This window comes from Mitsuaria sp. CC2, from assembly GCF_048957715.1.
Taxonomy (GTDB): Bacteria; Pseudomonadota; Gammaproteobacteria; order Burkholderiales; family Burkholderiaceae_C; genus Roseateles.
Genome location: NZ_JARVXN010000033.1, coordinates 86,626 through 99,110, shown reverse-complemented (window position 1 = coordinate 99,110; position 12,485 = coordinate 86,626). Strand labels below are relative to the sequence as shown.

Here is a 12,485-nt window from a genome sequence, read left to right as displayed (position 1 = left end):
CAGGACGCGCCCATGGACCGCCCCACCGACCGACACAGCCTGCCGATGCCGCTCCTCGAAGAGGGTCGCCGCTTGCGGGTGGCCGTCGTCGGCGCCGGCATTTCCGGCCTGTCCTGCGCGTGGCTGCTGTCGAAGCGGCACGATGTCCAGGTCTTCGAGACCGAGGGCCGCATCGGTGGTCACAGCCACACGGTCGACGCCCTTTGCGGGCTGCGGCAGGTGCCCGTCGACACCGGCTTCATCGTCTACAACGAACCCGCCTATCCCAACCTGAGCGCGCTGTTCCGCCATCTGGACGTGCCGACGAACGCCTCGGACATGTCCTTCGCCGTGAGCCTGAACGACGGCGGGCTGGAGTACGCGGGCACCGACCTCAACGGACTGTTCGCCCAGCGCGGCAACCTGATCCGCCCGCGCTTCTGGGGGATGCTGCGCGACCTGATGCGTTTCTACCGCGAGGCGCCCCGCGACGCCGCCGCCTGCGGGGACCTGTCGCTGGACGACTACCTGGATGCACGCGGCTACGGCCGCGCCTTCCGCGACGATCACCTGTACCCGATGGGCGCGGCGATCTGGTCCTCGGCGGCGGCGGACATCGGACGTTATCCCGTGGCCGCCTTCGTGCGCTTCTGCGAGAACCACGGGCTGCTGAAACTGACCGACCGCCCGGTCTGGCGCACCGTGGACGGCGGCAGCCGCGAGTACGTGAAGCGCCTGACGCGGGGGATCGAGGATCGCCTGCACCGCGACGAGGCGGTCATCGCCGTCGCCCGCGAGCCCGACGGCGTGCGGCTGCGCACCCGGCGCGGCGCGTGGACGCCGAGCTTCGACCACGTGGTGCTGGCCACGCACGCGGACCAGTCGCTGCGCATGCTGACGGTACCGACAGCCGAGGAGCAGCGCCTGCTGGGCGCTTTCCCCTACACGCGCAACCTCGCGGTGCTGCATCGCGATCCCGCGCTGATGCCGCGCCGCCGGGCCGTGTGGTCGAGCTGGAACTACCTGGCGGGGCAGGGTGACGCCGCGTTCGCCGGCGCCATGCCGGACGTCGCGCCGGACGTTGCGCGGGAAGCCTTGCAGCTGCCGCCGACGGTGACCTACTGGATGAACCGTCTGCAGCCGCATCTGCCGCAAGGTCGCTACGCGTCGCCCTTGTTCGTGTCGCTGAATCCGTCGGTGGCGCCGCGTCCCGAGCACCTGATCCGCACCGACGTCTACGAGCATCCACGCTTCGATGCCGGCGCGATCGCGGCCCAGCGCGAGCTCTGGTCGCTGCAGGGGCGGCAGCGCACCTGGTTCTGCGGCGCGTACTTCGGCTCCGGATTCCATGAGGACGGGCTTCAGGCCGGGCTGGCCGTCGCCGAGGCCCTTGGCGGCGTGCGACGGCCGTGGACCGTCGCCGGCGAATCCGATCGCATCCACCTGCCGCGGGCGGTGACCGCATGAGCACGCGGCCGGATGCGGACCTGCACTCGGCGATCTATCGCGGGCAGGTCATGCACCAGCGGCTGCGGCCGCTGCGGCACCGGCTGCAGTACCGGATGTTCACGCTGCTGCTGGACCTCGACGAGCTTCCCGCGCTGGATGCCCGGCTGCGGTGGTTCTCGGTGGGGCGCTTCAATCTCTTCAGCTTCCGGCCGTCCGACCATGGCGACGGGACGGCCGGGGATGTGCCGGCCCTGCGCGCCCATGTCGACACCCGACTCGCCCTGGCGGGGCTGCCGACCGGTGGCGCGATCCGGTTGCTGGCGATGCCGCGCCTCCTGGGCTACGCCTTCAATCCGCTGAGCGTCTGGTTCTGTCACGCGCCGGAAGGCCCGCTGCGCGCCATCGTCTACGAAGTCAACAACACCTTCGGCGAGCGCCACAGCTATCTGATCGAAGTCGACGAGGCGCAGCGCGCGGCGCCCGTGGTCGAGCAGCGCAGCGGCAAGCAGCTGTATGTGTCGCCCTTCCTCGGCATGGCGCTGGAGTACCGTTTCCGGATCGAACCGCCGCGCGAGCGGCTGTCGATCGGCGTGAGCGTGCATGACGGCGGCGATGGTGCGGCGGTCCTGAACGCACGGCTGGACGCTGCCCGCGCGCCGCTGACCGATGGTGCGCTGCTGCGCCTGCTCGTGACGCATCCGTTGCTCACGCTGAAGGTCGTCGTCGGCATCCACTGGGAAGCGCTGCGCTTATGGCTGAAAGGCGCTCGGCTGCACGAGCGGCCCGCCGCGCCGGACCGGCCCATGACGATCGTCCGCGCCGATGCCTCCACCCCCATTGAAACGACGCGACATGCATGAAGAGAGCTCGTTCATGACCGCACCCGCGGTCCTCGAGATCACCCCCGCGACCCTGGGCGGCGACCGCCTCGGCGCTCGCCATGAGCCGTTGCGACGCGTGCTCGCTCGCATCCAGCAAGGGCGGCTGGCGCTCACGCTGCCCGATGGGCGCCGCGTCGAGGCCATTGGCCCGTACCCCGGCCCATCCGCCGCGCTGCACCTGCATCGTTGGAGACCGGCATTGCGGTTGCTGTTGCAGGGCGACCTGGGCCTCGCGTTCTCGTATCGGGACGGCGACTGGAGCACGCCCGACCTGACGGCACTGCTGTCGTTCGGGATCGCGAACGAGACGGCGCTGGGCACCGTCGCCGAGACGCGCGGCCCGGCGCGCTGGATCTCGCGGCTGCTGCACCGCGCGAACGCCAACACGCGCAGCGGCAGCCGGCACAACATCGCCGCGCACTACGACCTCGGCAACCGCTTCTACGAGCGGTGGCTGGACGACAGCATGCTGTATTCGAGCGCGATATACGGCGAGCCGCAGGAGGGCATGGGCGCTGGCGCTCCCGGAACGGACATCGATGTCGATGCCGGTTCACTGGAGGAAGCGCAGGCGAGACGGCTGGATCGCATCGTCGAGCTGATGGATCTGCGCGCGGGCCAGCGGGTGCTGGAGATCGGCTGCGGCTGGGGCACGCTCGCGGCGACGCTGGCCAAGCGCTGCGGCGTGGAAGTGGTCGGTCTGACGCTGTCGACCGAGCAGCTGCGCTTCGCACAGGCGCGCGCCGAGCAGTGGGGCGTGTCCGGTCAGGTCGACCTGCGCCTGCAGGACTACCGGGACGTCGAAGGCCGCTTCGACCGCATCGTCTCGATCGAGATGATCGAGGCCGTGGGCGAGGCGTACTGGCCGGTCTATTTCTCGACCTTGCGCGACCGGCTCAAGCCTGACGGCGTGGCGGTCCTGCAAGCCATCACCATCGACGAACCGCACTTCGAGCGTTATCGCGCGAACCCGGATTTCATCCAGCGCTGCATCTTCCCCGGCGGCATGCTTCCGACGCCGACGCGCATGGCCGAAGAGGCCCGGCAAGCGCGTTTGAGCTTCTCGACGCAGGCGCGTTTCGGGCTCGGCTACGCGGCCACGCTGGTCGAATGGCGCCGGCGTTTCCTGGCCGAATGGCCGGCCATCGAGGCCCAGGGATTCGACCTGCCGTTCAAGCGGCTGTGGGAGTACTACCTCAGCTATTGCGAAGCCGGTTTCCGCTCCGGCCGGGTGGATGTCGGTCTCTACAGGCTCACGCATTCGTCGCATCCGTCGCGGTAGCATGTCCTTCTGAATCCATGCCAGCAGTAGACCGCGCCGATGTACGAACGCCCGTTCACCGCCCATTCCCTCGACGTCGCCATCTCTGAATTGCTCGCCGCCACGGCGGATGGTTTCGACCCCGATCTCGACGCGCGGATCACCGGTGTCCTGAAAGGCCTGCGCGAGCAGCTTCACATGGACGTCGTGTTTGTCTCGGAATTCCAGGACGGGGAACGTGTGTTCCGTTTCGTCGACGGCCAGTCGGAGATCGCGGTGCAGGTTGGCGATTCCGCGCCGCTGGAACAGAGCTACTGCCAGCGCATCGTCGAAGGTCGTGCGCCGGAGTTGATGACGAACGCCGCCGCCATGGCTGCCGAGTTGAAACTCCCGCCGACACCGGTCCCCATCGGCGCCCATCTGAGCGCGCCGGTGGTGCTGTCGGACGGCCGCGTCTTCGGCACGGTGTGCTGCTTCAGCGTCCAACCGAACCCGGGTCTCCGGTCCGAGGACCTCTCGCGCCTGAAGGGCTGCGCGCGCCTCGTCGCGCGCAAGGTCGAGGCCCAGGACTTCCTGGACACGCTGCCGTTCGATAACGATTGACAGCGTTGGCTGAGGGTCAGGACTTGAAGTCCGGACGCGGGACGGCCCAGCGATAGAGCTGCTCCTCGAATGCCGCGAGCGCGACGACGCGCAGCAACACGTCGAGTTCCTCGAGCACCTGGCCCATCACCGCGTGGTCGTGCGCCAGCCTTTCGGCGGAGTCGTCGACCCGCATCACCTCCATGTGATGCTGCAGCAGTTGGACACGGTCGCAGATGCCGTCGAAGGCGGCGCGGGTCGTGATCTTGCGGTTCAGCACGAAGCACCTCGATTCGCGGTTTGACGGGCAGGGCGACGCAGGATCCGCGATGAGGGTGGCGTCGTCGCGGATCCGGCGGGCGAGGGCCGCGATGTAGCGCAGCGGATGGTCGTTGATGGCGGCGTCGACATCGACATCGACGTGAGCATCAACGACGGGGTCTGAGGCGGGCGGAAGTTCGGCATCGATCAGGCGGGTCATGGTGTCTTTCCCAAGAGTTGGCGCAATGGCCCACGGGAAGGACGGGTTGATCCGCGCGATCGGGTGGGCGAGATGTCGAAACACGTCATACAGATCCGTGTGGCCGTCCTTGCGGAGAGGCCCATCTCGCCCGATGAACACGCGGAGTGGGAGGGCGAAAGTGGCCGCTCTATCGGGGCGGCCTGCCGATGTATGAAGGTGCTTCGAACACCTGGGACCTATCGTCGCGAATGACGTCCATTCGCGCCATGACCGACTTCAGTGCAAGTCGAAGGTCCGATGCCTGGGATCAGTGGGGAGGGAGACTTGGATCAGGAGTCTCGGGCCAGAACGGCGATCACCGGCGAAGTCCGCCCCGCCGTAATTGGCAAGACCGCTCACTTCAGCTTGTGATCCTCCCGCTTGGCCTCCTGCATGGCTTCGGGCTCCAGTTCCTCGGCGGAGCGGTTCAGATGGATGAACAGCCCCCAGCCGGTGAGCAGCGCGCCGACCGCGAAGACCATGGCCGCCGCGTGCAGCAGCAGGGTCGAATCGGAATGCGCGGCACGGAAGGTCGCGACCAGCGCCTCGATCGCGAGCGCGACCACGATGACGACCATGAATCGCGACAGGAAACGCCGCACGCGCGTCGGGGCGCTGATGTGGGCGGTGCGGATGACTTCCTCTTCGGTGATCGTCTGGGCGATCTGCAGCGCCACGACCGCGGCGGCCAGCACGCCCATCGCCTCGATGACCAGTTGCGCGGCCTTGTCGTCCCAGTCGAGGTGGAGCGCCATCCAGGCTTCCTTCGCCGCGATCGCGAGCAGCAGCAGCGCCATGGCCGTGAAGAGCAGCGCCAACGCGGCATGCACCACGGAGAAGCCCCGCAGCAGCACGGGGACGGTGTCCTCGTCGGCGGGTGTGGGCTCGCGGTCGGTGGAAGGGGCGGCTGGCTTCATCCCCTCACAGTAGTCGATGCGCGCGGCGAAGTCTGTAGGAAGGGCCGCCGTGCCGCTGACGGACGAGCGGCGACGGCATGGGGGATCGGAGGAGCGACGAGTGGGGATGAGTGGCGAGGCAAGGAGGATTCGAAGGCGAATCCTCCCGCATACTAGTCACCGGTCGGCGTGGCGGAACGGTAGACGCACTGCTACAGCAGTCCCCGAAAGGGGTGCAGGTGTCGAGGCCTGTCGCCGGCTCCCACAAGAAGGAAGTGCGCAGTGAAGACGATCGACGAGATGTTGAACTTGGACCTGATCACGGTGGCGCAGCACCAGGAGATTGATGCGTGGATCGCGAGAGCCAGCTCGCCGGAGGAAATCCTGCAGATGCCGGCCGACCTCTGGCAGGCCGTCGAGCGCGCCAGCGAAGCGATGGGTGTCGATGTCGACCTGATGCGCCCGCCGGCGCTGGACGCCGGCGGTCACGTGGTCGAATAAGCCTCATCGCTTCAGGCTGGCCGACAGCTCGGCCAGTCTGGCGAACTCCGCGCGGTGGCCGTACCGGTCCTCGCCGCGCGCCTCGCGGGCGAGCGGCACGAACTGCTCGGGACCGTAGTCACCGATCAGCGGGCTGCCCCGCAACCACTGACCCCAGGCGGCCACCGCCACCGCGAATCGCGTGTCGGCGTCCTGCGCGGCCAGCGCGGGCATCGTCCGCGGCTTCATCACCGGCAGTTCCACCAGCTGACTCGTCTCCTGGCCCGGCGGCTTGTAGCGCAGCTTGAGCCAGGCTAGTTCACCGTTCCTGCCGACGCGCGGCGCGTCCTTCACCGTCTTGTCCTCGTTGCCGTAGCGCAGCGGATCGACGCTGCCCTTCGCGCCGGCCGGCACGAACTCGTACAGCGCCGTGACCTGGTGGCCGGCGCCGATGTCGCCCGCGTCCACCTTGTCGTTGTTGAAGTCCTCGCGCTTGAGCGCGTGCAGTTCGTAGCCGATCAGGCGGTACTCCTGCACCGTCGCCGGGTTGAACTCGACCTGCAGCTTCAGGTCCTGCGCGATCGTCGCCAGCGTCGAGGTCATCTCGTTGACCAGCACCTTGTGCGCTTCCTGCAGCGAGTCCAGGTAGTGGTAGCTGCCGTTGCCGGTGTCGGCCAGCTTCTTCATCAGCGCTTCGTTGAAGTTGGACTGGCCCACGCCCAGCGTCGTCAAGGTGATGCCGCTCTTGCGTTCGCCCTCGATCATCTTCTTGAGCGTCTCCTGGTTGGTCTCGCCGATGTTCAGGTCGCCGTCGGTGGCCAGCAGCACGCGGTTGATGCCTTCCGGGATGAAGGACTCGCGGGCCTGCGCGTAGGCGAGCTTCAGACCGCCTTCCCCGTAGGTGCCGCCGCCGGCGCCCAACTGGTCGATGGCGTCGTTGATGGCCGTCTTCCGGTCGCCGGACGTCGGCGGCAGCGCGACGCGCGTGCCGCTGGCGTAGGTGACCACGCTCACCCGGTCCACCGGGCGCAGTTGCGCGGTCAGCAGCTTCAGCGCCGACTTCACCAGCGGCAGCCGGTCTTCAGGCCCCATCGACCCCGACACGTCGACGAGAAACACCAGGTTCGCCGGCGGCAGGCTCGCCTTGGCGATGTCCTTGCCCTTGATGGCGATGCGGATCAGGCCGCGGTCGGCGTTCCAGGGCGAGGCCAGCACCTGCGCGCGAACCTTGAACGGATCGCGCTCGCCGACCTCGGGGCCGGGGGCCTCGAAGCCGAAGTAGTTGACCAGTTCCTCCACCCGCACCGCGTCCTGCGGCGGTAGTTGGCCGCGGTTGATGAAGCGGCGGACGTTGGCGTAGCTGCCGGTGTCGACACTGGCGCTGAAGGTGGAGACAGGCTGTTCGGCGGCGCGCTGCCAGGGGTTGTCGGAGAAAGCCGTGTACTTGGCTGTCGATGCCGGCGGCGGCATCGGCATCGGTCGGGGCGCGTAGGACGAAGCGGTGATCGCCGCGCGCTGCTCCCTCGCCATGGCGGGGGCCCCTGGCGCCGGCGGCGCCCTGTCGGCCATAACGGGAGCCGGGGCTGGCGCCGGCGGCAGGGTGGCGACAGGGGCCGGCTCCGGCGGCCTCGTGTCGCCCTGCCGCTGCAGGGTGGAGCAACCGAGGAGCGTGGCGACCGCGGCCGTCAGCAGGACGGCCTGGGCGATCGTGGATCGGGACGGCAATGACATGGTTTCTCCCTCTGTGGTGCGGCCGGCCGGCGCCTCGGACGTCGTCCTGGCCGAATGCGGATCATCCTCGCGACGACCCGCTCGACGGTCAACGGGCGCGAGGGGGGATGGTTGACAGGTCACCGTCCCCGTGGAGGGGGAGAGCGGGAACCCCTCCGGCGCGTGTAAACTCCCGCCCTTCACCGTATTTCCGACGCTGCTCCAGGCAACCGGTCGCCCGATTGGGTCCGAGGCCGGCGAGTCTGTGACTTCGGGCAGGTGTTTTTCAGTTCATTTACCGGAGCCAACATGGGCAACAAGATCATCACGGAAGCCGACCGCAAGGCCGCCCCCCGTCCCGTCGCGCCGAAGGGCGTGACCGTGACCTCGCATCGCGGTCAGAAGAGCAGCCTCGAGCGCGGTTCGCACACCCGCTCGAAGAAGAACCCGGGCAAGCGTCCGCACTCGGGTTGAGGTCGCGGGGAGTTCCTCCCCATCGATCCGACAACAGGCCCATGCCCTCCGGCGGGGCCTGTTTTGTTTTCAGCGAGGCTCATGACCTGACCCTCGCGCCGCTGCCCGATCAATCGCCATGATCCGCATCAACGAACTCCGCCTGCCCCTCAACCACCCCGAGGAGGCGCTGCGCCTCGCCGTCGTCCAACGGCTCGGCATCCCCGACGCGCAACTCACCGCCTTCACCGTCTTCAAGCGCAGCTACGACGCGCGCAAGAAGTCCGCGATGGTGCTGATCTATTCCATCGATTGCGAAATCAACGGTGGGGGCGACACCGCCGCCGAAGCCGCGCTGCTGCAGCGCCATGCCGGCGACACGCACATCAAGCCCTCGCCCGATACCGACTACAGGTTCGCCGGTCATGCGCCGGCGGACTTCTATGCTGCCAGTGGCACCGACGCCGGCGAACGCCCGCGTCCCGTCGTCATCGGCTTCGGCCCCTGCGGCCTCTTCGCCGCGCTGATCCTGGCGCAGATGGGCCTTCGGCCCATCGTGCTCGAACGCGGCAAGCAGGTCCGCGAGCGCACCAAGGACACCTGGGGCCTGTGGCGTGAAAGCGTGCTCGACCCCGAATCGAACGTCCAGTTCGGCGAAGGCGGCGCGGGCACCTTCTCCGACGGCAAGCTCTACAGCCAGATCTCCGATCCGCGCTTCCTCACGCGCAAGGTGCTGACCGAGTTCGTCAAGGCCGGCGCGCCCGAGGAGATCCTCTTCGTCAGCAAGCCCCACATCGGCACCTTCCGCCTGGTGAGCATGATCATCAAGATGCGCGCCGAGATCGAGGGCCTCGGCGGCGAGATCCGCTTCCAGCAGAAGGTCACCGACCTGCTCATCGAGCCCGGCGCCGACGGCCAGCAGCATGTGCGCGGCGTGACGCTCGCGTCGGGCGAGCAACTGCGCGCGGATCATGTGGTCATCGCACTCGGCCACAGCGCGCGCGACACCTTCACGATGCTCCACGAGCGCGGCGTTCACATGGAGGCCAAGCCGTTCTCCATCGGCTACCGCATCGAACATCCGCAGTCGATCATCGACAAGGCCCGCTTCGGCCCGAACGCGGGTCATCCCATCCTCGGCGCGGCGGATTACAAGCTGGTCCACCATGCGGGCAACGGCCGCTCGGTCTACAGCTTCTGCATGTGCCCGGGCGGCACCGTGGTCGCTGCGACGTCGGAGCCGAACCGCGTCGTCACCAACGGCATGAGCCAGTACTCCCGCAACGAGCGCAACGCGAATGCGGGCATCGTCGTCGGCATCACGCCCGAGGACTACCGCCAGGACGGCAAGCAGGACGGCAGCACCGTCAATCCGCTGGACGGCTTCGCGTTCCAGCGCTTCTGGGAGTCGCGCGCCTACGAACTCGGCGAAGGCAACTACCGGGCGCCGGCCGCGCTGGTGGGCGACTTCGTCAAGCGTCAGCGCAGCACGGCGCTGGGCAGCGTCGAGCCGAGCTACAAGCCCGGCGTCACCATGACCGACCTGCAGCAGAAGGGCAATGGCAGCCTGCCGAAGTACGCGCTCGACGCGATCCGCGAAGCGCTTCCGGCCTTCGAGCGCCAGATCCGCGGCTTCGCGATGAGCGACGCGGTGCTGACCGGTGTCGAGACGCGGACCTCCTCGCCGCTTCGCATCACGCGCGGCAAGGACTACCAGAGCCTGAACGTCCGCGGCCTGTATCCGGCCGGCGAGGGCGCCGGCTACGCTGGCGGCATCATGTCCGCCGGCGTCGACGGCATCGAGGTGGCCGAAGCGTTGGGGAAGTCGCTGCTGGGTCTCTGAGTCGACCGCGGAGCGGGGCGATCGGTACTTCCGGGTCCGACACACAGGCCGCAGTGGCACAATTCCTGGCACTCACGCCGCACGTCATGGCTACCACCTCCCTCAAGAAGTCCGATCCGCAGAAGCCCGTCAAGCCATTGACGGTCAAGGGCACGGCCGTAGCTGTGTTCTCGGGCGGCATGGCGCTTGTCGATACCTCCAGCGGACGGTTCATCCCCGTCAAGCGCACCAAACGCGATGAGCAGACGAGCAGCTTGATGAAGAAGGTCGGCGAGGCGCTGGAAAAGCCGGGGGTGTCGCGCAAGACGGTGTTCCCGCCGGGCGCCAACATCAGCTTCGTCTACTCCGCCGATCCCAGCGATCCGTCGATCCTGGTGCGCAAGTCCGCCGATGGCAAGCGCGAGCGAGGCCGCCTTGTCCATGGCCGTTTCCAGGCGCTGACGAACAAGTGACCGGGCAAGTCCCGCCGTCCTTGTCCGGACTGCTCAAAGGCCTGGGAAAAGGGCAGACAAAGCCCATGGCGATCGTGCTGGCCGGACACAACGGGTCGGGCAAGTCCACGCTGTGGCGCGACAAGCTGGGTCCGACCTTGCAGATGCCGCTGCTGAACGCGGACAACCTGACCTCTTCCATTCTTCCCAGCGAGTCTCCGCTGCCGGCGTGGGCGCAGAAGCTGCGCAACGACGACGACCGCTGGGCCCGCATGTCGCAGGAAGGCGTTCGCGCCTTCAAGACGCTCGTCATGCGCGAAGGCTTGCCCTTTGCGTTCGAGACCGTGTTCTCGCATTACGTCGAGCATCCTGATGGTCGGATCGAGTCGAAGGCCGACGACATCGCGGAGATGCAGAACGAGGGCTACTTCGTGGTGCTGGTCTTCGTCGGGCTCGCACACGTGAATCTGTCCGTGACGCGGGTGGCTCAACGTGTCGAACAGGGTGGGCACAACGTGCCGCTTCGCAAGCTGCAGACGCGATTCCCACGCACGCGTGCGGCGATCGGTCACGCGGCCCCGCTGGCCGATGCGACCTTGATGTTCGACAACAGCCTGGACGGCCGACTCGGGTTCTCCCTGGCACGCGTGCAGCGCGGCGAGGAGGTGCTGTTCGACGTCCGGGCTGCGGGTTCCAGTGTCCACCCGCACATCAAGCGTCTGGCGGGTGGATGGCTGGACATCGTCTGTCCGACGAATCAGGAGCCCGCTCCCGCGGGCTCCTGACATGCACGAGCGCGACCCGCTCAGATCGCCTGCCAGAGCGTTGGGGACACCGCCGGATTCCAGCCGGCGCCGGCCCAGGCTGTGTGCGCCTGCAGGCAGCGGTACTGCTTGCCCTGGTAGCTGACGACCTGTCCTGCGGTGTAGCTTGAGCCTTCGCTCCACGTGGTCGCCCCCGGCGGCGTGGTCGGAGGTGTCGTCGGCGGCGTCGGCAGGATCACATCCAGCGCGTAGCTCGCGCCGGAGTTGGCGTTCTGCAGGTAGACGTCCATCACCGTCGCGCCGCCCGGCACGACGACGCTGCCGCCTTGCAGGGTGCCGACCTTCACGTAGCCCGAGGTCTGGTTGACCTTGGTCGCGAGTTGGCCCAGCCACGCCGCCCTGGTCGTCGCGGCGGTCAGGGCCACCGGGATCGTCTCCAGGTCATTCCCCGCGCTGTTGAACACCCGCAGCTTCACCTGGCTGCCCGACGGCAGGTCCTGCGCCGCCGAGACCTGACCGATCTGCTTCAGCCCCGAAGGCGTGCCCGGAGGCGTCGTGCCGCCGCCGAAGTCCACGTCCGAGCAGGCGTAGAAGGCCTCGGTGCTGTCCGCCCGCTGCCAGGCCGAGAACAGCACATGCTTGCCGGTGCGACGCGGCAGGCTCAGCTTCATCGTGTAGGTCTTGCCCACTGTGACGATCTGGTCCGGGCCGAGCTGCTGCACCTGCTCCAGGTCCGCCCAGCGCAGCGGCGAGGTCGTCGGATTCCAGCCGTCGCGCGTCAGGAAGAAGGTCCAGTTCAGCGAGCGGTGCGGCGCGGTCGCGTTGTAGCGGTACTCGTACTTGCCGTCGGCACCCGGCGAGTAGGCCGTGCTCGGCCAGTCCCCACGCGCCAGGTCGAAGCCCTTGAACTTCTCCTGCCCGCCGGCGCAGATCCTGAGGTCGGGCACCACCGCCTTGTGGTTGCCGTTGGCGGCCGCCTGGTTGACGCCGTTCCAGTCGTAGATCGCCTGCTCTCCGCCGAAGGCGATCGCGCCCTGGCAGGCCGGCAGCGACGGGTTCTTGTAGCAGTTGTACTGGCGCGAGATCGGGAACTCCGGTGCGCCGTGGGCGAATGCGGCGCCGGGCGTGAGTGCGGCGCCGAGGGTGGCAATGACGGCGGTCGACAGCGTCGCCAGCGCGGCGGCAGCAGAGGATCGGGCTCGGTCATTCATGCAGGTCTCCTCGAAGTGGTGGTGTAGGTGCTTTCAATGGGAT

The 12,485-nt window shown here is 68.1% G+C and carries 13 protein-coding genes and 1 tRNA gene; 10 read left to right on the top strand and 4 right to left on the bottom strand.

The annotated features are described in order from the left end of the window. The first annotated feature begins 12 nt into the window (after nucleotides 1–12). From PV762_RS21900 to PV762_RS21885, 4 genes are read left to right on the top strand one after another with little or no spacing between them, the layout of a single operon-like run. Nucleotides 13–1,446, top strand: a complete 1,434-nt coding sequence (locus tag PV762_RS21900; RefSeq protein ID WP_421037103.1) for an NAD(P)/FAD-dependent oxidoreductase — start codon at nucleotides 13–15, stop codon at nucleotides 1,444–1,446. Next, nucleotides 1,443–2,288 (top strand): DUF1365 domain-containing protein, encoded by an 846-nt coding sequence (locus PV762_RS21895; RefSeq protein ID WP_421037102.1) that lies wholly within the window; start codon nucleotides 1,443–1,445, stop codon nucleotides 2,286–2,288. Before PV762_RS21900 ends, PV762_RS21895 begins: the two co-directional genes overlap by 4 nt. Before the next feature lie 13 nt (nucleotides 2,289–2,301). After that, nucleotides 2,302–3,591 carry a class I SAM-dependent methyltransferase gene (locus PV762_RS21890; protein ID WP_421037101.1) on the top strand — a complete coding sequence of 430 codons (1,290 nt, stop codon included), beginning with the start codon at nucleotides 2,302–2,304 and terminating at the stop codon, nucleotides 3,589–3,591. Nucleotides 3,592–3,630: 39 nt separating this feature from the next. Further along, nucleotides 3,631–4,173 (top strand): GAF domain-containing protein, encoded by a 543-nt coding sequence (locus tag PV762_RS21885; protein WP_421037100.1) that lies wholly within the window; start codon nucleotides 3,631–3,633, stop codon nucleotides 4,171–4,173. 16 nt (nucleotides 4,174–4,189) lie between these two features. On the opposite strand, the gene PV762_RS21880 is transcribed toward PV762_RS21885, so the two are convergent. Both PV762_RS21880 and PV762_RS21875 read right to left on the bottom strand, forming a co-directional pair. Further along, nucleotides 4,190–4,633: a hypothetical protein gene (locus tag PV762_RS21880; RefSeq protein WP_421037099.1), complete on the bottom strand. Its 444-nt coding sequence runs from the start codon at nucleotides 4,631–4,633 to the stop codon at nucleotides 4,190–4,192. Nucleotides 4,634–5,010: 377 nt separating this feature from the next. Beyond that, nucleotides 5,011–5,451, bottom strand: a complete 441-nt coding sequence (locus tag PV762_RS21875; protein ID WP_421037284.1) for a hypothetical protein — start codon at nucleotides 5,449–5,451, stop codon at nucleotides 5,011–5,013. A gap of 282 nt (nucleotides 5,452–5,733) precedes the next feature. Here PV762_RS21875 and PV762_RS21870 point away from each other — a divergent pair. Then, nucleotides 5,734–5,811 (top strand) — tRNA-OTHER (locus PV762_RS21870). 21 nt (nucleotides 5,812–5,832) lie between these two features. Beyond that, nucleotides 5,833–6,051, top strand: coding sequence for a hypothetical protein (locus PV762_RS21865; RefSeq protein WP_421037098.1), 219 nt, complete (start codon nucleotides 5,833–5,835; stop codon nucleotides 6,049–6,051). A gap of 3 nt (nucleotides 6,052–6,054) precedes the next feature. Here the strand turns inward: PV762_RS21865 and PV762_RS21860 are convergent, their stop codons facing one another. After that, nucleotides 6,055–7,761 (bottom strand): vWA domain-containing protein, encoded by a 1,707-nt coding sequence (locus PV762_RS21860; RefSeq protein WP_421037097.1) that lies wholly within the window; start codon nucleotides 7,759–7,761, stop codon nucleotides 6,055–6,057. Nucleotides 7,762–8,049: 288 nt separating this feature from the next. Here PV762_RS21860 and PV762_RS21855 point away from each other — a divergent pair, with 288 nt between their 5' ends. From PV762_RS21855 to PV762_RS21840, 4 genes are all read left to right on the top strand, one after another. Next, entirely contained in the window at nucleotides 8,050–8,214 is a 165-nt protein-coding gene (locus PV762_RS21855) for a hypothetical protein (RefSeq protein ID WP_297530647.1), read from the top strand. Between the two features lie 118 nt (nucleotides 8,215–8,332). Continuing rightward, nucleotides 8,333–10,036, top strand: a complete 1,704-nt coding sequence (locus PV762_RS21850; RefSeq protein WP_421037096.1) for an NAD(P)/FAD-dependent oxidoreductase — start codon at nucleotides 8,333–8,335, stop codon at nucleotides 10,034–10,036. Between the two features lie 53 nt (nucleotides 10,037–10,089). Beyond that, a complete protein-coding gene (locus PV762_RS21845) occupies nucleotides 10,090–10,488 on the top strand; it encodes a hypothetical protein (protein ID WP_421037095.1) in 399 nt (132 codons plus the stop codon). Nucleotides 10,489–10,553: 65 nt separating this feature from the next. Then, nucleotides 10,554–11,252, top strand: a complete 699-nt coding sequence (locus tag PV762_RS21840) for a zeta toxin family protein (RefSeq protein ID WP_421037094.1) — start codon at nucleotides 10,554–10,556, stop codon at nucleotides 11,250–11,252. A 20-nt stretch (nucleotides 11,253–11,272) separates the two neighbouring features. Here the strand turns inward: PV762_RS21840 and PV762_RS21835 are convergent, their stop codons facing one another. Then, nucleotides 11,273–12,442 carry a lytic polysaccharide monooxygenase gene (locus tag PV762_RS21835; protein ID WP_421037093.1) on the bottom strand — a complete coding sequence of 390 codons (1,170 nt, stop codon included), beginning with the start codon at nucleotides 12,440–12,442 and terminating at the stop codon, nucleotides 11,273–11,275. Nucleotides 12,443–12,485: the final 43 nt, after the last annotated feature.